Source organism: Streptomyces rubellomurinus (genome assembly GCF_000961885.1).
Lineage (GTDB): Bacteria > Actinomycetota > Actinomycetes > Streptomycetales > Streptomycetaceae > Kitasatospora > Kitasatospora rubellomurina.
In genome coordinates this window covers 1-20,689 of sequence record NZ_JZKH01000096.1, presented here as the reverse complement: position 1 = coordinate 20,689, position 20,689 = coordinate 1, and the positions used below count along the sequence as shown (strand labels likewise).

23 protein-coding genes are annotated in these 20,689 nt (G+C 76.3%); 14 read left to right on the top strand and 9 right to left on the bottom strand.

Annotated elements, in window-relative coordinates:
* Positions 1-5: 5 nt before the first annotated feature.
* Both VM95_RS31760 and VM95_RS31755 read left to right on the top strand, forming a co-directional pair.
* On the top strand, positions 6-1,301 hold the full coding sequence (locus tag VM95_RS31760) for a sensor histidine kinase (RefSeq protein ID WP_167352974.1): 1,296 nt from the start codon (positions 6-8) through the stop codon (positions 1,299-1,301).
* Complete coding sequence (locus VM95_RS31755; protein WP_045703377.1) at positions 1,286-1,942, top strand: response regulator; 657 nt, start codon at positions 1,286-1,288, stop codon at positions 1,940-1,942. The genes VM95_RS31760 and VM95_RS31755 overlap by 16 nt, the downstream gene beginning before the upstream one ends.
* A 3-nt stretch (positions 1,943-1,945) precedes the next feature.
* On the opposite strand, the gene VM95_RS31750 is transcribed toward VM95_RS31755, so the two are convergent.
* Positions 1,946-2,539: a TetR/AcrR family transcriptional regulator gene (locus VM95_RS31750; protein WP_045703376.1), complete on the bottom strand. Its 594-nt coding sequence runs from the start codon at positions 2,537-2,539 to the stop codon at positions 1,946-1,948.
* A 66-nt stretch (positions 2,540-2,605) separates the two neighbouring features.
* On the opposite strand from VM95_RS31750, the gene VM95_RS31745 reads away from it, so the two are divergent.
* Positions 2,606-3,001, top strand: coding sequence for a hypothetical protein (locus VM95_RS31745; protein WP_045703374.1), 396 nt, complete (start codon positions 2,606-2,608; stop codon positions 2,999-3,001).
* The gene (locus tag VM95_RS31740) at positions 2,998-3,288 is read left to right on the top strand and encodes a barstar family protein (protein WP_045703372.1); all 291 of its coding nucleotides are present in this window, start codon (positions 2,998-3,000) and stop codon (positions 3,286-3,288) included. The genes VM95_RS31745 and VM95_RS31740 overlap by 4 nt, the downstream gene beginning before the upstream one ends.
* 12 nt (positions 3,289-3,300) lie before the next feature.
* Here the strand turns inward: VM95_RS31740 and VM95_RS31735 are convergent, their stop codons facing one another.
* A complete protein-coding gene (locus VM95_RS31735) occupies positions 3,301-4,380 on the bottom strand; it encodes a glycosyltransferase family 4 protein (protein WP_244179020.1) in 1,080 nt (359 codons plus the stop codon).
* Positions 4,287-5,561 (bottom strand): hypothetical protein, encoded by a 1,275-nt coding sequence (locus VM95_RS44800; RefSeq protein WP_244179019.1) that lies wholly within the window; start codon positions 5,559-5,561, stop codon positions 4,287-4,289. The genes VM95_RS31735 and VM95_RS44800 overlap by 94 nt, the downstream gene beginning before the upstream one ends.
* 127 nt (positions 5,562-5,688) lie before the next feature.
* On the opposite strand from VM95_RS44800, the gene VM95_RS31725 reads away from it, so the two are divergent.
* The 6 genes from VM95_RS31725 to VM95_RS31700 all read left to right on the top strand — a co-directional run bounded on the left by VM95_RS31725 (position 5,689) and on the right by VM95_RS31700 (position 11,732).
* Positions 5,689-6,087, top strand: coding sequence for a hypothetical protein (locus VM95_RS31725; protein WP_157882253.1), 399 nt, complete (start codon positions 5,689-5,691; stop codon positions 6,085-6,087).
* Positions 6,088-6,158: 71 nt separating this feature from the next.
* Positions 6,159-7,229, top strand: coding sequence for a GNAT family N-acetyltransferase (locus VM95_RS31720; protein WP_045703366.1), 1,071 nt, complete (start codon positions 6,159-6,161; stop codon positions 7,227-7,229).
* Entirely contained in the window at positions 7,222-8,010 is a 789-nt protein-coding gene (locus VM95_RS31715) for an aminotransferase class IV (RefSeq protein WP_045703364.1), read from the top strand. The genes VM95_RS31720 and VM95_RS31715 overlap by 8 nt, the downstream gene beginning before the upstream one ends.
* Positions 8,011-8,180: 170 nt before the next feature.
* On the top strand, positions 8,181-8,699 hold the full coding sequence (locus tag VM95_RS31710; protein WP_052707693.1) for a hypothetical protein: 519 nt from the start codon (positions 8,181-8,183) through the stop codon (positions 8,697-8,699).
* The gene (locus VM95_RS31705) at positions 8,696-10,270 is read left to right on the top strand and encodes a multicopper oxidase family protein (RefSeq protein ID WP_045703362.1); all 1,575 of its coding nucleotides are present in this window, start codon (positions 8,696-8,698) and stop codon (positions 10,268-10,270) included. Before VM95_RS31710 ends, VM95_RS31705 begins: the two co-directional genes overlap by 4 nt.
* A gap of 103 nt (positions 10,271-10,373) precedes the next feature.
* A complete protein-coding gene (locus VM95_RS31700; protein ID WP_045703360.1) occupies positions 10,374-11,732 on the top strand; it encodes a DUF2252 domain-containing protein in 1,359 nt (452 codons plus the stop codon).
* On the opposite strand, the gene VM95_RS31695 is transcribed toward VM95_RS31700, so the two are convergent.
* Together VM95_RS31695 and VM95_RS31690 are read right to left on the bottom strand one after the other, a co-directional pair.
* Entirely contained in the window at positions 11,710-12,327 is a 618-nt protein-coding gene (locus VM95_RS31695; RefSeq protein WP_052707692.1) for a hypothetical protein, read from the bottom strand. The two genes, VM95_RS31700 and VM95_RS31695, sit on opposite strands and share 23 nt — an antisense overlap.
* A gap of 147 nt (positions 12,328-12,474) precedes the next feature.
* A complete protein-coding gene (locus VM95_RS31690; RefSeq protein WP_244179018.1) occupies positions 12,475-13,047 on the bottom strand; it encodes a TetR/AcrR family transcriptional regulator in 573 nt (190 codons plus the stop codon).
* Positions 13,048-13,242: 195 nt separating this feature from the next.
* On the opposite strand from VM95_RS31690, the gene VM95_RS31685 reads away from it, so the two are divergent.
* Complete coding sequence (locus tag VM95_RS31685; protein ID WP_208615563.1) at positions 13,243-14,223, top strand: NADP-dependent oxidoreductase; 981 nt, start codon at positions 13,243-13,245, stop codon at positions 14,221-14,223.
* 156 nt (positions 14,224-14,379) lie between these two features.
* Here the strand turns inward: VM95_RS31685 and VM95_RS31680 are convergent, their stop codons facing one another.
* Genes VM95_RS31680 through VM95_RS31670 form a run of 3 tightly spaced genes read right to left on the bottom strand, consistent with a single transcriptional unit; the run spans position 14,380 to position 17,302 of the window.
* Entirely contained in the window at positions 14,380-14,829 is a 450-nt protein-coding gene (locus tag VM95_RS31680; protein WP_045703356.1) for a hypothetical protein, read from the bottom strand.
* Positions 14,826-15,737 (bottom strand): diacylglycerol kinase, encoded by a 912-nt coding sequence (locus VM95_RS31675; protein WP_045703353.1) that lies wholly within the window; start codon positions 15,735-15,737, stop codon positions 14,826-14,828. Before VM95_RS31675 ends, VM95_RS31680 begins: the two co-directional genes overlap by 4 nt.
* Positions 15,734-17,302 (bottom strand): FAD-binding oxidoreductase, encoded by a 1,569-nt coding sequence (locus tag VM95_RS31670; RefSeq protein ID WP_045703391.1) that lies wholly within the window; start codon positions 17,300-17,302, stop codon positions 15,734-15,736. Before VM95_RS31670 ends, VM95_RS31675 begins: the two co-directional genes overlap by 4 nt.
* Positions 17,303-17,388: 86 nt before the next feature.
* Between VM95_RS31670 and VM95_RS31665 the strand changes: the two genes are divergently transcribed.
* A complete protein-coding gene (locus VM95_RS31665) occupies positions 17,389-17,991 on the top strand; it encodes a TetR/AcrR family transcriptional regulator (protein WP_045703351.1) in 603 nt (200 codons plus the stop codon).
* Positions 17,988-19,553 (top strand): glycerol-3-phosphate dehydrogenase/oxidase, encoded by a 1,566-nt coding sequence (locus VM95_RS31660; protein ID WP_208615562.1) that lies wholly within the window; start codon positions 17,988-17,990, stop codon positions 19,551-19,553. The genes VM95_RS31665 and VM95_RS31660 overlap by 4 nt, the downstream gene beginning before the upstream one ends.
* Positions 19,554-19,638: 85 nt before the next feature.
* Here VM95_RS31660 and VM95_RS31655 read toward each other — a convergent pair whose 3' ends face one another.
* Positions 19,639-19,932, bottom strand: coding sequence for a hypothetical protein (locus tag VM95_RS31655; protein ID WP_045703349.1), 294 nt, complete (start codon positions 19,930-19,932; stop codon positions 19,639-19,641).
* Positions 19,933-20,140: 208 nt separating this feature from the next.
* Between VM95_RS31655 and VM95_RS31650 the strand changes: the two genes are divergently transcribed.
* Positions 20,141-20,689 (top strand): TerD family protein (locus VM95_RS31650; protein ID WP_045703347.1); only part of this gene is annotated, 549 nt, incomplete at its 3' end.

The following is a 20,689-nucleotide window of genomic DNA, read 5'->3' as shown; positions in this document are numbered from 1 at the left end:
GACGGGTGAACGAGGATCCGCAGCCGGTGGCCGTCTGGGCCGCGTTGCGGGCCCACCCGCTGCGCTTCCCGTTCAGCCGCTGGACGCCGCGCTGCTGGGCGTACCTGCTGGTCGGCGGGCTGTCCGGGGTGCTGCTGCTGGCCGTGCTCGCCCTGCTGCTGGCGCTCGGCCTGCTGCTCTCCGTGGTCGGCGTGGGCCTGCTGGTGCTGCTCGCCGTGGCGCTCGCCGGCATCCCGGCCGGGGCCGTGGAGCGGTGGCGGCTGCGGCTCGTCGAACCCGTCCCGCTGCCCGACCCGCACCGGCGGCTGCCCGGGGCCGGGCGCCGCGCCGTGGTCCGCACCCGGCTGCGCGAGCGCGCCACCTGGCGCGAACTCGCCCACGCCGCACTGGCGGCGACCGTCCTCGCCGCCGCCTCGCTCGGCTTCACGGCCGCGCTGCTGCTCGCCGGGGCGTTCACCGTCTCCCCGCTGGTGGTGTGGGCGCTCGCCCCGGAGACCGTCATGCTCATCCCCGGGCAGGCCGTCGCCGGCCCGCTCGCCGCCCTGCCGTTCACCGCCGCCGGGCTCGCCGGACTGCTGCTCTGCGCCTACGCGGGGGCGCTGCTCACCGGCGCCCAGGTCGCGCTCGCCCGCCTGCTGCTCGGGCCCCGGGAGGACGACCTCGGCCGCCAGGTCATCGAACTCACCCGCTCCCGGGCCCGGTTGGCCGACGCCTTCGAAGCCGAACGGCGCCGCATCGAACGCGACCTGCACGACGGCGCGCAGCAGCAGCTGGTCGCGCTCAGCATGACCCTCGGGCTCGCCGAGTACGAGCTGCGCGACAGCGACGGGCGGGCGGTGCAGCTGGTCACCCGGGCGCGCGGCGAGGCCCGGCAGGCGCTGGAGCAGCTGCGCGCCCTCGTCCGGGGCATCCACCCGCAGGTGCTCACCGACCACGGCCTCGCCGCCGCCGTCGCCGAGGTCGCGCTGCGCCACCCGATCCCGGTCACCGCCGACATCGACCTGCCCGGCCGGCTGCCCCAACCCGTCGAGACCACCGCCTACTTCACCGTCACCGAGGCGCTCACCAACGCCGCCAAGCACAGCGGCGCCACCGCGATCGCCGTCCACGGACGGGTCGAGGGCGGCCGGCTCGTCGTCCGGGTCACCGACGACGGCCGCGGCGGCGCCGACCCGTCCGCCGGGGCCGGCCTCGCCGGGCTCGCCGACCGGGTCGCCCTGCTGCGCGGGCGGCTGATGGTGACCAGCCCGACCGGCGGCCCCACCACCCTGCGCCTGGAGGTGCCGTGCTCCGGATCGTGATCGCCGAGGACGCCGTGCTGCTGCGGGCCGGCCTCGCCGAACTCCTCGCCCTCGGGGGCCACCGGGTCGTCGCGGCGGTCGGCGACGCGCGGGCGCTGGTCGCCGCCGTCGACGCCGAGCGGCCCGACATCGTCGTCACCGACGTCCGGATGCCCCCCGACCACACCGACGAAGGCCTGCGTGCCGCCCTCACCCTGCGCGAGCGCCACCCCGGCCTGCCCGTCCTCGTCCTCTCCCAGTACGTGGCCACCCCGTACGCCACCGGCCTGCTCGCCGCCGCGGGCGCCCAACCGGCGGGCCTGGGCTACCTGTTGAAGGACCGCGTCGGCGACGTCGCCGACTTCCTCGACGCGCTGCGCCGGGTCGCCGCCGGGGAGACGGTCATCGACCCGGAGGTCGTCCGCGTCCTGCTGCGCGCCCGGTCCGCCGACCGGCCGCTGGCCCGGCTCACCCCGCGCGAGCGCGAGGTGCTGGCGCTGATGGCGGAGGGGCTGAACAACCAGGCGATCGCCGGGAGGCTGTGCATCACCGAGGCCTCGGTGGTGAAGCACTGCGGCAACATCTTCACCAAGCTCGACCTCGATCCGACCGAGGGGAACCGGCGGGTGCTGGCCGTCCTGGCCCACCTGCGGGCGGAGTGACCTCTACGGTCGCGGCGTCAGGGCGCGGGCGGCGTCGGCGAAGAACTGCTCGTCGGCGTCCGGGGCGAGGCCCAGGACGACGCCCTGGCAGAGGCCGACGAACAGCGCCCGCAGCGCGGTGACCAGGTGCCGCGCCTGCTCCGGCGTGACGGCGCCGCCGCCGTGGGGCCGCCCGGTGAACAGCTCGATCAGGTGCTGCTCCTGGGCCCGGACGGACTCGGCGAGACGCGCCCGCAGGTCCGGGTCGTGGACGGCCATGTCGAGCAGGGTGACCTGCAGCGACAGCGCGGGCAGCGCGTCGGCGGCGTCGCAGGTGCGGCGGTAGTACCGGGCGAAGGCGTCGACCGCCGCGAGCAGGTCCAGCTCGGCCGGGACGGCCCGCTCGATCTCCGCGTAGTGCGGGCGCAAGTAGTCGGCGACCAGGGCGACGACCAGGCCGTTCTTGCTGCCGAACAGCGAGTAGACGGCGCCGGTGGTCACCCCGGCCCGCTCGGCGATCTCCTCCAGCCGGGCCCGGTAGCCGTCCCGGGAGACGACCTCGAACGCGGCGTCCAACAGGGCGCGGCGGTTGCGTTCCTTGGACTCGGCCCTCGTCATGCGCATAGGTTCATTATTACCGTAATCTCATTACGAGAGAAGTCGCCGCACGGGGAGGCATGGCACATGACGCAGACCAGGACCGAGGCCCGCCGGAGGGCGGGCATCCTCGCGGACGGCGGCTTCAAGCTGCTGCTCGCCGCCGTCTTCGGAGCCGGCGCCGCGCCGCTAGGGGACCGGCTCGGCGTGCCGGTGTGGCTGATGGTGAGCTGCGGCGTGGCACTGCTGGTCGGCGGCGGGGCCGAGCTCGGGTACGCGCGGAGGCGGCCGCTGCGCCTGTACACCCGGCTGATGGTCGGCTACGACGCCGGCTGGGTGCTGGCGGCGCTGGCCGGCCTGCTGCTCACCCGGCGGGGCAGCGGCGCCGGGGGCGAGGTGTGGATCGGCTACCAGGCGCTCGCCCCGCTCGTGTTCGCCGCCCTGCTCGCGGCCGCCGCGCCGAGCCCGGAGGACCCGCGATGACGGAGCTGCGGGTCGACCTGCGCGGTCGACGGATCGAGACGATGAAGGACTTCTGGGACGCCCTCGACGAGCCCTGCGGCCTGCCGGGCTGGTTCGGCCGGAACCTGGACGCGTGGTCGGACACCATCGACACCCGGGGCATCTCCGAGGTGATCGACAGTCACGACACCCTGGTCATCCACGTCGACGCGCGGGGGCTCTTCGCCGGGAACGGCTGGGAGGCGCGGCTGCTGGCGGAGACCTTCGACGGGGATGTGAACCGGCTCTGCGTTCACCCGGTCGCCTGATCCCACGCGCGATCAGGCGTGCAGGGCCGGGGTGTTCGCCGTGAGGCCGTCCAACGGGTGCGCCGGATCCAGGAGTTGGGCGAGGCGGTCGGCGGAGGCGTCCCAGGACCAGTGCTCCCGGGCCCAGCGCCGGCCCGCCGTGCCCATCCGGGCGCGCTCGGCGGGCGGGGCGAGGAGGAGGCGGGTGAGGGTGGCGGCGACGTCGGCGGGGTCGCGGCCGTCGACGACGTGGCCGGTGACGCCGTCCAGGACGGTGTCGGGGGCGCCGCCGGAGCGGCCGGCCACCACCGGGAGGCCGGCGGCGGCCGCCTCCAGGTAGACGATGCCGAGGCCTTCGGCCTCCAGGCCGAGCCGGCGGGTGCGGCAGGGCATGGCGAACACGTCGGCCCGCGCGTACCAGGCGGCGGTGTCCGCGTGGTCGAGGCCGCCGGTGAACCGCACGGTGCCCGGGTCGGTGTGCCGCAGGGCCAGGGCCCGCAGCCGGTCCTCGTCCGGGCCGCGGCCGACCAGCACCAGTTCCGTGCCGGGGACGGCCCGGCGGATCGCGGGCAGGGCGCGGATCAGCACGTCCTGGCCCTTGCGCGGGACGAGCCGGGCGACGCACAGGATCACCGGACCGCCGGAGCGGGGCCCGGCCGGCCGGAACACGGCCGGGTCGACGCCCGGGACGAGCCGGGCCAGGTGGGCGTCCGGCCCGAGGGCGGGGGCGATCCGGGCGCGGGTGTACGCGCCGAGGTAGGTGACCACGTCGACGCTGCGCCCGATCCGGCGCAGCAGTCGCCGGGCGCCGGGGGTGCGGGCCCACCAGATCTCGTGGCCGTGGGTGGTGGCGACGGTGCGGCGGACGCCGGGGGCCAGGCGCAGCAGCCCGGGTGTCATGGCGGCGAGCGGCGCGGCCGCGCCGTACCAGACGCGGTCGCAGCCGTGCGCGCGGGCGAGTTCGGCGGTCCGGCGGGTGACCCGGCCGGTGGGCAGCAGGGTGCGGGCGCGGTCGCGGATCACCGGGAAGGGGAGGGCCGCGTCGTGGCGGGCCGCGCCCGGTTCGGCGGAGGTGTAGACCACGACGCGGTGGCCGGGGAGGCGGGTCGCCATCGCGTGGACGAAGGTTTCGATGCCGCCCTGGCGGGGCGGGAAGTCGTTGGTGACGACGAGCGTGGTGTCCATGACGGGAACGCGCCTCGATTCGGTAGGCAGAACACGGAGAGCAGGAACAGGACGAGCGGCAGCGCGAGGTAGCCGAACCGCCCGGCGGGGGCGAGCAGGAACGCGGCCGTGAGGCCGAGGGCCAGCCGCCGCGCGGCGCCGGCCGCGTCCCGGGGCGGCCGGGCGAGCAGCGACGCCCCGACCGCGAGCCCGGCGGCCAGCAGCAGCCCGGTGGCCGCCCACCAGCCGGCCGGGCCGAGGTCGGCGAGCAGCCGTCCGGGCAGCGGGCTGGCGGCGGGCGTGGGCAGGTCGCCGCGCCCGGTGGGGAAGGCGAACACCTGCTGGACGAGCGGCCCCGGCGAGCGCAGCGCCCACGGCAGCACCAGCAGCGCCGCCCCGCCCGCGGCGCGGGCCGCCCCGGACAGCGCGGCCCGCCGCCCGGCGGTGGCCGCGAGCAGCGCCACGACGACCGCGACGGCGGGCCAGGCCGTCCACTTGAGCGCGCAGGCGACGGCGAGCGCCCACCCGGCGGCGCCCGCCCGGCCCTGGGCCGCACGGACGACGGCGTACCAGCACAGCCCGGTGAGCGGCAGGTCGACGCCGCTGACGGCCAGCGGCAGCGCGATCACCGGCGAGGCGGTGAGCGCGGCCAGGCCGAGCCGGCGCCCGGCGGGGACGGTCCGCAGCACGCAGAGCGCGAACACCGCCGCGCACCACAGCCGGGCGTCGCCGAGCGGGGTCGCGCCGAGGACGGCCCGGGGGAGTCCGAGCAGCGCCATCGCGGGCAGGTACGGCGTGTACTCGGCGACGGACCGCGGCTCGGCGAGGTACGGCGTGCCGGTGTGCAGCAGCAGCGTGCCGGAGCGCTCGATGACGCCGACCTCGCTCTGCCCGCGCCCGGTCAGCACCAGGGCGAGCAGCGGCAGCACCACCGCCCCGGCGAAGGCGAGGACGACGTGCTCGTACCGCCGCAGCGTCACCGCGGCGAGTGCCGCCGCCAGGTACCCGAGGGCCGCCCAGGACCCCCAACTCCGGTGCGGGCCGAGGCCGGAGAGCAGCGGGAAGGCCCCCGCCCAGCCGGCCGCGAGCAGCCACCCGCCGCACCACCACCATCGCGTTCGATGTCTCACCCCTCCATTGCATCGGCGCAGGTCAGCCGGGTCAGCGGGGTCAAGTCGAGTCCTGTGGTCGGGTTTTCCCCACCATCGGGCCCGGGCGGTCTTGCCCACCCGCCCGGATTGCCGAAGCATGGCCGCCATGACGGAACGGGCGGAGCACCAGGTGGAACACGAGGCGGAGCACGAGGCGGAGCCGCAGGGAGCCATCGTCGACCGGCTGCTCTCGGGGCAGGGCACCCTGCGGGACGCCCGGGCGGCGGGCCGCAACTTCGAGCGGTGGCTGCGGGAGGAGTGGGACGACCGCTCGCCGCTCGCGGTCGAGCGCTGCGCCGAGGCGCTGGCGGCGGCCTGGGGCGACGGCTGGCGGGCGCTGCCGGAGCGCGACAGCGCGCAGCACGTCTGGCTGTTCGGCTTCCTCTGCCCGAACCCGGAGGCGCTGGCCGCGGAGGCGGCGGGCTACGTCGGGGTGGTGCGGGGCAGCGGCGGGGCGCAGGCGGTGGCGCGGCGGGTCCGGCTGGTACGCGGCCTCCCGGAATGAACCGGACGCGAACTGACGTTCGGTGGCCGGCAGGTGACGGATGGTGCTCGAACGCCCGGTAGGCTGGCCGGGTGGTGAGGTCGTGGGACGCGGCGCTGGAGCGCGCGCAGGAGCGGCTGGCGGCGGGGCCGCGGCTGCGTGAGGCGGAGGACGAACGGCGGTTCGCCCGTTGGGACTTGGCGTCCCTGGTGGAGGGCGAGCTCGGCGAGCCGGTGGACCCGGACGGGCTGGCGCCGCCGGTCGAGCGGGCCTGGCGCGAGCGGCTGGGGGAGAGCGGCCGGGAGTGGCCGGGCGGCGAGCTGTACCGCCGCCGCTACTGGGTGCTGGACGCGGACGGCGCCGTCGCGGGCACCGTCGCCGTGGACAACTGGACCCAGGGGCGCGGCCAACTCGCCGTCTCCTCCCTCTACCTGCGGCCCGGCGCGCGCGGTGCGGGCCTGGCCGCCGGCGTGCTGGACGCGGTGTACGCGGCGGCCGCCGCCGAGGGTCTGCCGGGGTTCCGGCTGGAGGCGCACTGGAGCTGGCAGCAGGCCGTCCGCTACTACCTGCGCCGGGGCCTGTGGGTGGTCGGCTGGAAGCGCGCGCTGTCCTTCGCCCGGATGCCCCAACTCCCGCCCTACCGGGTGCGGGAGGAGCACGGGCGGCTGCTCCTGCTGGTCGAGGACCCGCGGCGCGGCTGGGTGCCGATACTGGCCGCCGGCGCGGAGGGCGGCCGGCTGCGGCTGGACGAGACCGCCGACTACCGGGGCGCGGACGGCTGGGTGCACGGCTACGCCCGCTCGACGCTCGCCCTGCACCTGGCGCTGGCCGGTCGGCCGCTGGTGCGCGGGCCGCAGTGGTGGGCGGAGGCGTGGCGCTGGGCGGACGTCGGCGAGCCGGAGGGGTTGGCGTACAAGATCGAGCACTTCGAGCGGCTGGCCCGGGAGGCCGGGCGGCCGGTGGCGAGTCCCTACCGGCCGGTGCCGGCCCAGCAGCCCGCCGAGCCCCCGCAGCCCGCCGCGACGCCCCGGCCTGTCGAGCCCCCGCGCCAGCCCGTGACCCCGCGCCAGCCCGTGACCCCGCAGCAGGCCGCGACCCCGCAGCGCGCCGAGCCCCCGCGGCAGGCCTCGGCCGCGCGGCTGGCAGACTCGACGGATGGCTGACATCGAGATCGACGGCGCACCCGCCGACCCGGCGCGGCTGGCCGCCCTGGGGCTGCTCAACTACGGGCACTTCACCACCCTGCGCGCCGAGGCGGGCGGGGTGCGGGGCCTGGCGCTGCACCTGGACCGGCTGGAGCGGGACTGCCGGGCCCTGTTCGCCGCCGAGCTGGACCGGGTGGCCGTCCGCCAGCGGATCCGCGCGGTGCTGCCCGCGGACGGCGCGCCGGTGATCGTCCGGGTCACCGTGTACGACCCGGCGCTCGGCCTCGAGCGCCCCTCCGCCCCGGCCGCGCCCGCGCTGCTGGTCACCACCCGCCCGGCGCCGGCCGCCGAGCCGGGCCCGCTGCGGGTGCGCACGGTCGCGTACCGGCGGGAGCTGCCGGAGGTGAAGCACACCGGCCTGTTCGGCCTGGTCCACCACCGGCGGCAAGCCCAACTCGCCGGCTTCGACGACGTGTTGCTCACCGAGGCGGACGGCCTGGTGGTCGAGGGCGCCACCTGGAACGTCGGCTTCCTGGACGGCGACCGGCTGGTCCGGCCGGAGGGCCCGAGCCTGCCCGGCGTGACCGAGGCGCTGCTGGCCGGCGCGTACCGCGGCCCGCAGACCCGCCGGCCGGTGCGCCGGGACGAACTGGGCGGCTACCAGGCGGCGTTCGCCGTCAACGCGGGCGCCGGCCTGCGGCCGCTCGCCGCCGTCGACGGCACCGCCTTCGACACCGCCCACCCGCTGCTCGCCGAACTGCGCGCCGCCTACCGGGGAGTGGCGGCCGAACCGGTGTAGGGCGCGCCGAGCGCCCTCACCCGAACAGGTGAGGGCGCTCGGCGCAGGACGAACCCGTACGGGTGCCACGTCACTCCAACGGACCTTAGGTCGGCCGAATCTGACGATCACTCAGCTACGCTCTCGCCCGCTTCACCCCCACCCCGCCGAGAGCCGGAGCGTAGCCCCGTATGAGCCCCAGTCCCCCCGCCGTCGCGCCCGCCCCCGCCCCCGCCGCCGCGCCCCGCTGGCCGCTGATCCTGCTGCGCGCCGCCGCCACCACGGTCGCCCTGCTGGCGCTGCTCCAGGTCGAGTCGGCCGGCAGCTTCCTCAACGGCGCCTTCGACGCCCTCGCGGCGCACGAGCACACGGCGACGGCGCTCGCCGTCGCCGTCCTGGTCCAGCTGGCGGCGGCCGTCCTGGTGCGGTGGCCCGGCCGGGGCCCGCTCCGGCCGCTGGGGGCCGCCGCCGGGCTCGCCGCCGCCGTCGTCGGCCAGATCGGCGCGGGCTACGGGCGGGCGCTCGGCGTGCACGTCGTGCTCGGCACGCTGCTGGTCAGCGGCGTCCTGTTCGCCCTGGTCGACGCCTGGCGGCTGCCGCTGCCCGCCCGGGCCGGCCACCCGGCGAAGGACGGGGCGGACGGCGAGGGCGAGGGCGACGGAGGCGGGCGGCTGCCGCGCCCCGGCGGGCCGCTGGAGGTCGCCCAGTGAACCGCCGCCGGTTCCTCGGGATCGGCGCCGGCGCCCTCGGTGCGGGCGCCCTGGCCGCCCTCGCCGTCCCCTCGGCCGCGCTGCTGCTCGCCGACACCATCCCCGGCCGGCTGCTCGACAGCGACCTCGACCGGCCGGACGCCTTCCAGGTGCCGCTGCCGCGGCCGGCCGTCCTCAAACCGGTGCGCAGCGACGCGAGTTCGGACTACTACGAGATCACCCAGCAGGTCGCGAAGCTGGAGATCCTGCCCGGGGTGACCACCGAGGCGTGGACGTACGGCGGCACCTTCCCCGGGCCGACCATCGTGGCCCGCTCCGGGCGGGCCGTCGTCGTCAAGCACCGCAACGAGCTGCCGGTGCCGTCCGTCGTCCACCTGCACGGCGGGCACACCCCGGCCGACAGCGACGGCTACCCGGCCGACCTGCTGCTGCCGGTCGGCTCGACCGACGCGGGGCAGGGCATGCCCGACATGGCGGACATGCCCGGGATGGCGCCCGGGGCCGGCCGGAACGCCGTCGGCGAGCGCACCCACACCTACCCGGGCCGCCAGCGCGCCGCGACCCTCTGGTACCACGACCACCGGATGGGCTTCACCGGCCCCGGCGTCTGGCGCGGCCTGGCCGGCTTCCACCTCGTCCACGACGACGAGGAGGACGCCCTCCCGCTGCCGCGCGGCGAGCGCGACCTCCCGCTGATGATCGCCGACCGCTCGTTCGCCGCGGACGGCTCCTTCCACTACCCCGCCGCCGACCCCACCCTCGCCCGGCCGGGCGTCGAGAGCGGCTACCTCAACGGCGTCCTCGGTGACGTCATCCTGGTCAACGGCGCCCCCTGGCCCCGGCACGACGTCGACCGCGCCCACTACCGGCTGCGCCTGCTCAACGCCTCCAACACCCGCCCGTACCGGCTCGAACTCGACCCGCCGCCGGACGGCGGCGACGCGTTCGTCCAGATCGGCTCGGACGGCGGCCTGCTCGCCGCGCCGGTCGGCCACGACGCGGTGGAGATCGCCCCCGCCGAACGCTTCGACGTGGTCGTCGACTTCTCCCGCTACGCCCCCGGCACCCGGGTGCGGATGCTCAACCGCTTCGGCAGCGACCGCACCGCCGAGGTGATGCGCTTCGACGTCTCCGCCCGCCCGGTCGCCGACGACGCCCGGGTGCCCGACACGCTCTCCGCCCTCCCCGCCCTCGACCCCGCCGCCGCCACCGTCACCCGCGACTTCGCCTTCCGCCGCAGCCGCGGCGACGGCTGGACCATCAACGGGGACCCGTACCAGCCCGGCCGCGACGTCGCCGCGCCCGCCCTCGGCGCAACCGAGCTGTGGCGCTTCACCAGCGACCTGCACCACCCGGTGCACGTCCACCTCGACCAGTTCCAGGTGCTCCGGCGCAACGGCAAGGACCCGGGGCCGTACGACGCCGGCTGGAAGGACACCGTCGACCTGCGGCCGGCCGAGGCCGTCGAGGTGCTGGTGCGCTTCACCGACTACCCGGGGACGTACATGCTGCACTGCCACAACCTGGAGCACGAGGACATGGCGATGATGGCGGACTTCACGGTGACCTAGCGGCGCCCCGCGTCACTCGAACGGCCGAGCGCCGCAGGGGGCGGGCCGCCGCGGGCGCTACGTTCGGCGGGAGGTGTCACGGCTGGACGGACGGAGCCGCGCCATGACCACCCCCGCCGAACGCCGCCGGCACGGCCGGGCCGCCCGCGAGCGGATCTCCCGCTCGGCGCACGGCCGGTGGATCCCCGCCGCCGACCGGCCCGACCCGCTGGCCGTCCTCGTCCGGCAGGGCGAGGACCGGGTCAAGCGGCTGCTGCCGATCCGGTACGGGCGGATGGCCGACACCCCGTTCAGCTACCTGCGCGGCGCCGCCGCCGTGATGGCCGCCGACCTCGCCGCCGCCCCCGACACCGGCCTCACCGTCCAACTCTGCGGCGACGCCCACCTGGTGAACTTCGGCGTCTACGCCTCCCCGGAACGGGCGCTGCTCTTCGACGTCAACGACTTCGACGAGACCTACCCCGGCCCCTTCGAGTGGGACGTCAAACGGCTGGCCGCCAGCGTCGCCGTCGCCGCCCGCGACAACGGCCAGGACGGCGACCGCCCCCGCCGCGCCGCCCTCGCCGCCGCCCACGGCTACGCCGCGGCCATGCGCCGGTTCGCCGGGCTCGGCGAACTCGACGTCTGGTACGCCCGGATCGACACCGCCGACCTGCTCCCGCTGCTGCGCAAGCCCCGGCGGCGCCGGCGGGTCGAGGCCGACCTCGCCCACGCCCGGCGGCGCACCAGCCTGCAGGCCTTCGACAAGCTCACCGAGGAACGCGACGGGCGGCGGCGGATCATCAGCGCGCCGCCGCTGATCGAACCGCTGAAGGAGGCCGAACTGCGCGGCCTCGGCCAGGTGTTCAGCGACTACCGGGCCACCCTCGCCGAGGACCGCCGGGTCCTGCTCGACCGCTTCCGCTTCGTCGACGCGGCGACGAAGGTGGTCGGTGTCGGCAGCGTCGGCACCCGCTGCCACATCGTCCTGCTGGAGGGCCGCGACACCCGGGACCCGCTGTTCCTGCAGCTCAAGGAGGCCGGTCGGTCCGTCCTGGAGGACCACCTGCCGCCTGCCCGGGTCGACGCGGAGGTCGCCGCCCACTGGGGCGGGCGCCGCGTCGTCACCGGGCAGCGGCTGATGCAGGCCGCCAGCGACATCTTCCTCGGCTGGACCACCGGCCCCGCCGGCCGGCACTACTACGGCCGCCAACTGCGCGACATGAAGGGCTCGGTGGACGTCGCCACGATGCGCCCGGCCGGCCTGCGCGCCTACGCCGACCTGTGCGGCCGCACCCTCGCCCGGGCCCACGCCCGCACCGGCGACCGCCTCGCCATCGCCGGCTACCTCGGCGGCGCCGACACCTTCGCCGAGGCGATCGCCGACTTCGCCGTCCGCTACGCCGACCGGACGGTGCTCGACCACGAGGAGCTGACGGACGCCATCGCGGACGGGCGGATCACGGCGACGCGGGGGGTGTGAGGGCCGCGGTCCGGCGGGTTCGGCCGGTGCGGCGCTGGTAGGACCAGGCGGCGGCGCCCAGGGCCAGGCCGAACGGGCCGAAACCCCCGTAGGCGATGGTGAAGGCGAACGGTGAGAAACCGGCGGTGTTCGGGTGGGAGAGCCCGAGGACCGCGAGCACCCCGTTGACCGGGGCGAGGACGCCGAACACCGGCGCCAGCACGGCGGCCGTCGCCCAGGCCGGGGCCAGCGGGAGCCACCGGGGGACGGGCCGGCCGGCCAGCAGCGGCAGCCGGCGCGGGAAGACAAGGCCCCACGGGCGGACCAGCCCCAGCAGCAGGAAGATCCCCAGCGCGGCCAGCACCACCGTGACGTCCACCCCGTGCTCGTACAGCCACAGGGCCGCGCCGTTGACCGGGCCCAGGTCCCTGCCGTGCGTGTCGGCCGCCATCTTGTCCCCCAGGGTGGCGTACCCGGCCGGGAGGCCCCAGGAGCCGTCGAGCGCCCAGTACTGCTTCATCGTCGCGTACGGGACCAGCGCGAGGGCGCCCGCGTAGGCGGCCCGGCGGATCCGGGGTGACGGTTGCTCGGGTGCGCGGTTCGCTGCCGTCGTCATGGCTCCGATCCTGCCGTCGAGGGGCGAACGGGCGCCTCCGTCACGGGACTTCACCTCCTCCCTCGGCGAGGGGATCCCGGCGCCCTGCCGCTCCGCCCGCCGGCCGAGGCCCGGCCGGGCCGCCTCCCCCGCGAGCGGGGCAACGGGTCAGCCGCGGGCCCGCAGGCCGTCCAGGACGAGGTCGAACAGGTGGTCGCTGCGCTCGGCCAGGGTGGGCGCCTGGTCGGCGATCCAGCTCAGGGCGTTGGCGAGGGCGAAGAGGTCGACGGGGGTGACGTCCGGGCGGATCAGGCCGCCCTGCTGGGCGGCGGCCAGCAGGCGGCCGCCGGCGGTGCGCATCCGGTCGCAGCTCGCGTGCAGGGCGGAGTCGGGGTCGTGGAGGGCGGCCAGCAGGGCGGCGGGGAGGCCGTGGAAGGCGGCGGCGCCGAGGGTGAACTCGTGCAGCCAGTCGGTGAGGGCCCGCTCGGGCGGGGCGGTGGCGGCGAGGGCGTCGGCCCGTTCGGCGAGTTCCTCGAAGCGGCGGCCGAGCAGGGCCGCCAGCAGGTCCTCCCGGGTGGGGAAGTGTCGGTAGAGGGTGCCGAGGCCGACCTCGGCGCGGCGGGCGACGTCGCGCAGCGAGGCCTGGGTGCCCTGCTCGGCGACCAGGGCGGCAGCCGCGACCAGGATCCGGTCGCGGTTGCGCCGGGCGTCGGGGCGGATGGCGCGGGGCTCGGTCGGCATCGGGGCGGGTCCTCGTCGGTCTTCGTTCGGTTCTCGGCCGTCGACAAGCTCGGCCGTTGGCAGGCTTGGCCGTTGACGAGCTCGACAGGCTTGGCCGTTGACAAGCGGAGCGGTGTTCCGGTTGAGTTTTCCCCCGGAACGGAGCGGTGCTCCGGATTCTAGTCGGTGGTCGACCCGGGCGATCAGGGGAGTGGCATGGCAACGGCGCACAAGACCATGGGGGCGGTTCGGCTGCACGCCTTCGGCGGGCCCGAGGTGCTGGTGTACGAGGAGGTGGCCCGTCCCGAGCCCGGGCCGGGCGAGGTGCTGGTGCGGGTCCACGCGGCCGGCGTCAACCCGGCCGACTGGTTCGGCCGGCGCGGCTTCGACAACATCCCGCCGGAGCTGCGGCCCGACCGCAAGCCGCCGGTGATCCTGGGCAGCGACATCTCCGGCGTGGTGGCGGAGCTCGGCGCGGGGGTGGCCGACTGGCAGGTCGGCGACGAGGTGTTCGCCCTGGTCAACTTCCCCGGCAGCGGCAACGGTTACGCCGAGTACGCGGTCGTCCGCACCGCCGACCTCGCCCGCAAGCCCGCCGGCCTCGGGCACGTCGAGGCCGCCGCCGTGCCGATGGCCGCGCTGACGGCCTACCAGTTCCTGGCCAAGCAGGTGGAGTACGCCGGGGGCGGCACGGCCGTGGTGGTCGGCGCGGCCGGGGGCGTCGGCCACGTCGCCGTCCAGCTGCTCAGGAACGCCGGGGCGAAGGAGGTGGTCGCGGTCGCCTCCGGGCGCCACGAGGAGTTCCTGCGCGAGCTCGGCGTCGACCGCTTCGTCGACTACACCCGCACCCCGGTCGCCGAGGCCGTCCGCGACGCCGAGCTGATCGTCGACACGGTCGGCGGCCCCGAGGCGTACCGCCTGCTGCCCGCCGTACGCCGGGGCGGCCAGATCGTCCCGGTCTACCTCGGCGACTACCGCCCGGCGGAGGCCGCCGCGCTCGGCGTCACCGTGCAGCTCGGGCGCTGGATGGTCCGCTCCAGCGGCGCCGACCTCGCCGAGGTCGCCGACCTGCTGACCGCCGGCCGTCTGCGGGTGGCCGTCGACAGCGTCCACCCGCTGCGGGACGCCGCGGCCGCCCACCGCCGGGCGGCGGAGGGCCATCTCCAGGGCAAGATCGTCCTGCGCGTCGTCGAGTAGCGGCCGGCCGGTCGGCCGGTCGGACGGGAGTGGGAAGTCGGACCGGCCGACTTCCCACTCCCTGGCGCAGTAGCCCGCCTGACCGGTCCGCACTCTGGGCGGCGCGTGCCAGGGTGGCCGCGGTCGCGGCCGAACTCGGCCACCCGGTGCGGCGGATCAGGGCGCACCTGTGACCGGGACGGCGTGGAGCAGGAGTTCGCCGCCGGTGCTCTCGCAACGGACGGTGCCGTGCGGGAAGTCCAGCTCCAGGGCGGTGCGGCCGGTCAGCGGGTGGTGCTCGGGGCGGGCGGCGAGGACGGGGTGGCCGAGATGCGGGGCGAAGGGGGTCCGGTCGTCGGCGGGGCCGACAGCGATGCGGCCCCAGTCGCCCATGTCGTAACCCTCGTACGGGGGTTCGGCCTCGACTTCGAGGCACCAGTCGGTTCCGGCGCCGAGCCGGACGGCCCCGCCCCGCTCGTCGAGCAGCCACACGTCGACGGGGATCGGGTCCTGCCGGCCCTCGTGCTCGTGCCAGGCGGCGGCGACCGCCACCACCCTCCGCCCGACCAGGGCGGAGGGGGCGAGGCCGGGGCCGTGGGCCCGGCACGCGGGCCGGGGTGTGCTCACGGGACGAGGATGGTCAGGGCGGCGGGCTCGACCGCCACGTCGACCGGCAGGGGGGCGATGAACTCGCCGTCCGCGTAGGCCGTGATGCCCGGTGACTCGATCCGCAGGGACCGCGTGCGCAGGGTGGTGACCTCGGGGTAGCTGGTGTGGGTGCCCTTGAAGACGGTGGGGAAGAAGCGGGCGATCCGGGCCCGGGGCATCGCGTCGACGAGGGTGACGTCGAGCAGCCCGTCGTCCGGGAGGGCGGTGGGGCACATCAGCATGCCGCCGCCGTAGCTGCGGGTGTTGCCGATCGCGGCGAGGGTGAGCGCGCGGTCGACGACCGTCCCGTCGTCGAGGGTGACGCGGAACGGCAGGGCCCGCAGGTTGGCGAACTCGGCGAGGATGGCGAGGTTGTAGCGCATCCGGCCGCGCGGCCAGCGCAGCCGGTTGGCGCGGTCGCTGACCAGGGAGTCGAAGCCGGTGGCGAGGACGGAGCCGAAGTACCGCACGGCGCCGTCCGGGCCGGTGATCCGGCCGAGGTCGACGGTGCGGGTGCGGCCGGCGGCGACGACGTCGGCGGCGGCCTCGGGGTCTCCGAGCGGCAGCCCGTACTCGCGGGCCTGGTCGTTGCCGGTGCCGGCGGGGATGACGCCGAGGGGGACGCCGGTGCCGGCGAGGGCCTGCAGGGCGAGGTTGATCATGCCGTCGCCGCCGACCACGGCGACGGCGTCGACGCCCTCCGCCACGGCCTCGCGGGCGAGCCGGGTGGCGTCCGCGGCGTCGCGCCCGGCGCGCGGGCGCACCTCGGCGCCGAGGGCGCGCAGCCGGGCGACGGCCCGGTCGGCGGCGGGGCCGGCGTGGCCGACCCCCGCCGCCGGATTGCTGAGGACGGTGACCCGGCGGGGCACTCTCGGGAGGCCCGTCATGGGATCAGCTTGCCCGGGTTGAGGATGCCGGCCGGGTCGAGCTCGGCCTTGACGGCGCGCAGGATGCGGACGCCGAGGTCGCCGATCTCGGCGGTCATCCACGGCCGGTGGTCGGCGCCGACCGCGTGGTGGTGGGTGATGGTGCCGCCGGCGGCGAGGATGGCGTCCCCGGCGGCGTGCTTGGCGGCGGCCCAGCGGTCCAGCGGCTCGTCGCCGAGGGCGGCGACGACGGTGAAGTAGAGCGAGGCGCCGGTCGGGTAGACGTGCGAGATGTGGCAGAGCACGAGGGCGCCGGGCAGGGCGCCGGTGAGCGCCTCGGTGACGGCGGCCCGCAGCCCCGGGAGGCGGCTCCAGCTGGTGGCCGTCTCCAGGGTCTCGCACAGGGCGCCCGCGTCGAGCAGGGAGTCGCGCAGGTAGGGGGCGTTGAACCGGCCGTGCTCCCAGGCGCGGGCCGGGGCCTCGCCGAGCGAGGTGCCGCCGGCGGCGAGCAGCGCCGCGCGGGTCAACTCCTGCCGGGTGGCGACCTGTTCGGCGCTGCCCTCGAAGACGGTGACGGCCAGGCAGCCGCTGACGGCGGGCGCGCCGCCGATCTGCTCGGTCATGGCGAGGTTGACCATGGTCTCGGCCTCGTCGGAGAGCCGGATGACGGTCGGCCCGGTGCCCTGCTGCTCGACGGCGCGCAGCGCGGCGCTGCCGGTGGCGAAGTCGGGGAAGCTCCACGCCTCGTACGCCTTCAGGGCGGGCAGCGGGTGGACGCGCAGGCGCACGGCGGTGATGACGCCGAGGGTGCCTTCGGAGCCGAGGAACAGCTGGCGCAGGTCGGGGCCGGCGGCGGAGGCGGGGGCGCGGCCGAGGTCGAGCGTGCCGGCGGGGGTGACGACGCGCAGGCCGCGGACCATGTCGTCGAAGCGCCCGTAGCCGGCGGAGTCCTGGCCGGAGGAGCGGGTGGCGGCGAAGCCGCCGATGGTCGCGTAGCGGAAGCTCTGCGGGTAGTGGCCGAGCTCCCAGCCGCGCTCGGCGAGCAGCGCTTCGGCGGCGGGGCCGGTGAGGCCGGCGCCGAGGACGGCCTCGCCGGAGGTCTCGTCCAGGTCGATCAGGGCGTCCAGGCGGCGCAGGTCGAGCGAGACGACGGCCCGCAGCGGGCCGCGCTCGGGGTCGAGGCCGCCGACGACGCTGGTGCCGCCGCCGAACGGGACGACGGCGATGCGGCGCTCGGCGCACAGGGCGAGGACGGCGGTGATCTCGTCCTCGTCGCCGGGCAGCACGACGGCGTCGGGCGCGTCCTGGCGGTCGCGGCTGCGGCGGCGCAGCAGGTCGGGGGTGGACTTGCCGCCGGCGCGGGGGAGGCGGTCGGCGTCGGCGGCGCTGACGTGCGCCTCGCCGACGAGGGCGGCGAGCGCCGCGAGGTCGTCGGCGGCGAGCCGGGACGGGTGCAGCCGGACCTCGTCGAGGGCGGGCCCGGGCGCGGCGTCGCCGGTGATGCCGAGGGCGGCGGCGAGCAGGCCCTTGACGTCCGGGGGCAGCTCCTTGGCGAGGGCCGGGTCGCCCCAGGCGTCCCACTTCATCGGGGGGAGCGGCAGCGCGGCCTCGGCCGGGTGGTCGTGCGTCTGCCCTTGCGTCTCAGGTGCCATGCGTTACAGTTTCACACATCATGTCAAGTAGTAACGCCGAGCCCGGGAGCTCGGAACCACAGCCGCGCAGCACCGACGACGCCATCCTGGACGCCGCCGCCGAGCTGATCGTCCATCTCGGCGTCCGCAGAACCCAGTTGGCGGAGATCGCCCGCCGCGCCGGGGTCAGCCGGCCGACCGTCTACCGGCGCTGGCCGGACGTCGGCGCGGTCATCGGCGCGCTGCTCACCCGGGAGATCCTCGCCACCCTGGAGGGCGTCGACCTGGCCGTCCACGACCGCGAGGCCTTCGTCGAGCGCGTCGTCGAGGTCGCCGTGCGGCTGCGCGACCACCCGGTGCTCGGCGTGCTCCTGCGCTCCGACGACTCCGACCTGCTGCTGCGGTACGTCGTCGAACGGCTCGGCACCAGCCAGCGCGGCCTCCTCGAGGCGCTGCGCGCCGGCATCGAGCAGGGCCAGGCCCACGGCTCGGTCCGGGCCGGCGAGCCGATCGAACTCGCCGCCATGGTCCTGCTGATCGCCCAGTCCACCGTCCAGTCCCACCGCATGGTCGCCTCCCTGCTCCCGGAGGCCGCCTGGCGGCGCGAACTGGCCAGAGCACTGAACGGATACCTCGCGCCATGATGCCCATCGACCACCAGTACACCGGCACCTCCCGCCTCAACGCCGAACGGCGCACGCTCGACCTCGAAGCCCTCGGCGACGACCCGCACGTCGACCTGCTCGTCATCGGCGGCGGCATCACCGGCGTCGGCGCCGCCCTCGACGGCGCCTCGCGCGGCCTGCGCACCGTCCTCGTCGAATCCCGCGACCTCGCGTTCGGCACCAGCCGCTGGAGCTCCAAGCTCGTCCACGGCGGCCTGCGCTACCTGGCCACCGGCCGGATCGGCGTCGCCTGGGAGAGCGCGGTCGAGCGCGGCATCCTGATGACCCGCACCGCCCCGCACCTCACCCGCGCCATGCCGCAGGTCGTGCCGCTGCTGCCCGGCCTGCAGCGCCCCGGCCAGGCCTCGCTCATCCGGGCCGGCTTCCACGCGGGCGACGCGCTGCGCCGCAGCGCCGGCACCTCGGGCACCGTCCTGCCGCGCGTGCGCCGGGTCGGCGCGGCCCGCACCCGGCAGCTCGTGCCGGGCGTGCGGACGGCCGGCCTGCGCGGCGCCCTCGTCGCCCACGACGGCCAACTCGTCGACGACGTACGGCTGGTGGTCGCCCTGGCGCGCACCGCCGCGCAGTACGGCGCGCGGGTGCTCACCCGGGTGCGGGCCGAGGCCGTCACCGGCACCTCGGCGCGGCTGGTCGACACCCTCACCGGGCAGGAGCTCACCCTCACCGCGGGCGCCGTCGTCAACGCCACCGGCGTGTGGGCCGACGAGGTCGACGAGTCGATCCGCCTGCGGCCCAGCCGCGGCACCCACCTGCTGGTCGACGCCGCCAAGCTCGGCCACCCCACCGGCGCGCTCACCGTGCCCGTGCCCGGCTCCATCAGCCGCTTCGTCTTCGCGCTGCCGCAGCAGCTCGGCCGCGTCGCCATCGGGCTCACCGACGAGGACGCCCCCGGGCCGATCCCGGACGTGCCGCAGCCCTCGGACACCGAGATCGCCTTCATCCTCGACACCATCAACAACGGCCTCGCCACCGAGATCACCAAGGACGACCTGCTCGGCGCCTACGCCGGGCTGCGCCCGCTGATCGACAGCGGCGACGGGCACACCGCGGACATCTCCCGCGAGCACGCGGTGCTGGAATCGCCGTCCGGCGTCGTGACCGTGATCGGCGGCAAGCTCACCACCTACCGGCGGATGGCCCAGGACGCGGTCGACACCGCCGTCCGGCTGCGCGGCCTGCCCGCCCGCGCCTGCTGGACCGACCGGCTGCCGCTGATCGGCGCCCCCGCCCACCGGGACAGCCGCCCGCTGCCGGTCGGGCCGGTGCCGGCCTCGCTGCTGTACCGCTACGCCGGGATCTCCCAGGACGTGACGGAGGCGGGGGAGTTGGCGCCGATCGTCGAGGGCATGGACGTCACGCGCGCCGAGATCGCGTACGCGGTCAGCCACGAGGGCGCGCTGGACGTCGAGGACGTGCTCGACCGGCGGACCCGGATCGGCCTGGTCGCGGCGGACGCCGACCGGGCGCGCCCGGCGGTCGAGGAGCTGGTGGCCCAGTGCCTGGGGCTCCAGCGCAGCTGAGCCGTGGCGGCGCCGCTGCCGCCGAGCCCCCGTCCGGGGGCTCGGCGGGCTCGGCGGCTTCCGCAGGGCCGGGGTGCCCCGGCCCTCAGCGCGAGGTGCGCTCCGGCATCGGGTGGTCGCCGTTCGCCAGCGCCAGCACGCAGGCCAGCGGGTGCTCCGTCGTGCCCGTCCGGTCCAGCTGGACGGCGACCGGCACCGGCGGTTCCTCGGCCAGCTGCGCGGCCAGCGTCAGCGGGTACACGCCGTGGCCGTGCACGCGGTGGAAGGCGCACTCCTTGCCGTCCACCAGCAGCTCGGTCTCGGTGATCCAGCCGGAGCGGACGTTGACGGTGACGGAGTGCCCGCCCTCGTCGAGGTGGAAGCTGTACCGCCTGCGCATCGGGACCTCCGTCGGTGCCGGCAACGGGAGGGGGGAATCCACCGCCAGTCTAGGTCCGCCGCCGATCCCCGGCGCCCCGGAGCGGTTCCGCCCGGCGTCCCTGAGGAACCCCGGGAAATCCCCGGGGCGGAGCCCGCCCGCAGGTGGATTCTCGTGATCTCTACAGTGTTGTAGATTCGTCCGCAGGGAGAGATCCGAGGAGGGCATTGTGGGAGTTTCGCTGGCCAAGGGCGGCAACGTCTCGCTGAGCAAGGAGGCGCCGGGTCTGAGCGCCGTGATCGTGGGCCTCGGCTGGGACGTGCGCACCACCACCGGGGCCGACTACGACCTGGACGCCAGCGCGCTGCTCTGCAACGCGCTCGGCAAGGTGGTCTCGGACCAGCACTTCGTCTTCTTCAACAACCTGCGCAGCCCCGAGGGTTCGGTCGAGCACAGCGGCGACAACCTGACCGGTGGCGGCGACGGCGACGACGAGCAGATCAAGGTCGACCTCGCCCGGGTGCCGGCCGACGTCGCCAAGGTGGTCTTCCCGGTGTCGATCTACGACGCCGACGCCCGGCTGCAGAACTTCGGGCAGGTCCGCAACGCCTTCATCCGGGTCGTGAACCAGGCCAACGGCCAGGAGATCGCCCGCTACGACCTCAGCGAGGACGCCTCCACCGAGACCGCGATGGTCTTCGGCGAGCTGTACCGCAACGGCGCCGAGTGGAAGTTCCGCGCCATCGGCCAGGGCTACGCCTCCGGCCTGCGCGGCATC

What these genes read in the sequence shown, in the direction of transcription:
- VM95_RS31750 (WP_045703376.1), bottom strand. Translation starts at nt 2,539, where the DNA reads ATGACGAGGGCCGAGTCCAAGGAACGCAACCGCCGCGCCCTGTTGGAC.
- VM95_RS31745 (WP_045703374.1), top strand. Translation starts at nt 2,606, where the DNA reads ATGACGCAGACCAGGACCGAGGCCCGCCGGAGGGCGGGCATCCTCGCG.
- VM95_RS31740 (WP_045703372.1), top strand. Translation starts at nt 2,998, where the DNA reads ATGACGGAGCTGCGGGTCGACCTGCGCGGTCGACGGATCGAGACGATG.
- VM95_RS31735 (WP_244179020.1), bottom strand. Translation starts at nt 4,380, where the DNA reads ATGGCGACCCGCCTCCCCGGCCACCGCGTCGTGGTCTACACCTCCGCC.
- VM95_RS31725 (WP_157882253.1), top strand. Translation starts at nt 5,689, where the DNA reads ATGACGGAACGGGCGGAGCACCAGGTGGAACACGAGGCGGAGCACGAG.
- VM95_RS31715 (WP_045703364.1), top strand. Translation starts at nt 7,222, where the DNA reads ATGGCTGACATCGAGATCGACGGCGCACCCGCCGACCCGGCGCGGCTG.
- VM95_RS31710 (WP_052707693.1), top strand. Translation starts at nt 8,181, where the DNA reads ATGAGCCCCAGTCCCCCCGCCGTCGCGCCCGCCCCCGCCCCCGCCGCC.
- VM95_RS31700 (WP_045703360.1), top strand. Translation starts at nt 10,374, where the DNA reads ATGACCACCCCCGCCGAACGCCGCCGGCACGGCCGGGCCGCCCGCGAG.
- VM95_RS31695 (WP_052707692.1), bottom strand. Translation starts at nt 12,327, where the DNA reads ATGACGACGGCAGCGAACCGCGCACCCGAGCAACCGTCACCCCGGATC.
- VM95_RS31690 (WP_244179018.1), bottom strand. Translation starts at nt 13,047, where the DNA reads ATGCCGACCGAGCCCCGCGCCATCCGCCCCGACGCCCGGCGCAACCGC.
- VM95_RS31685 (WP_208615563.1), top strand. Translation starts at nt 13,243, where the DNA reads ATGGCAACGGCGCACAAGACCATGGGGGCGGTTCGGCTGCACGCCTTC.
- VM95_RS31675 (WP_045703353.1), bottom strand. Translation starts at nt 15,737, where the DNA reads ATGACGGGCCTCCCGAGAGTGCCCCGCCGGGTCACCGTCCTCAGCAAT.
- VM95_RS31670 (WP_045703391.1), bottom strand. Translation starts at nt 17,302, where the DNA reads ATGAAGTGGGACGCCTGGGGCGACCCGGCCCTCGCCAAGGAGCTGCCC.
- VM95_RS31665 (WP_045703351.1), top strand. Translation starts at nt 17,389, where the DNA reads ATGTCAAGTAGTAACGCCGAGCCCGGGAGCTCGGAACCACAGCCGCGC.
- VM95_RS31660 (WP_208615562.1), top strand. Translation starts at nt 17,988, where the DNA reads ATGATGCCCATCGACCACCAGTACACCGGCACCTCCCGCCTCAACGCC.
- VM95_RS31655 (WP_045703349.1), bottom strand. Translation starts at nt 19,932, where the DNA reads ATGCGCAGGCGGTACAGCTTCCACCTCGACGAGGGCGGGCACTCCGTC.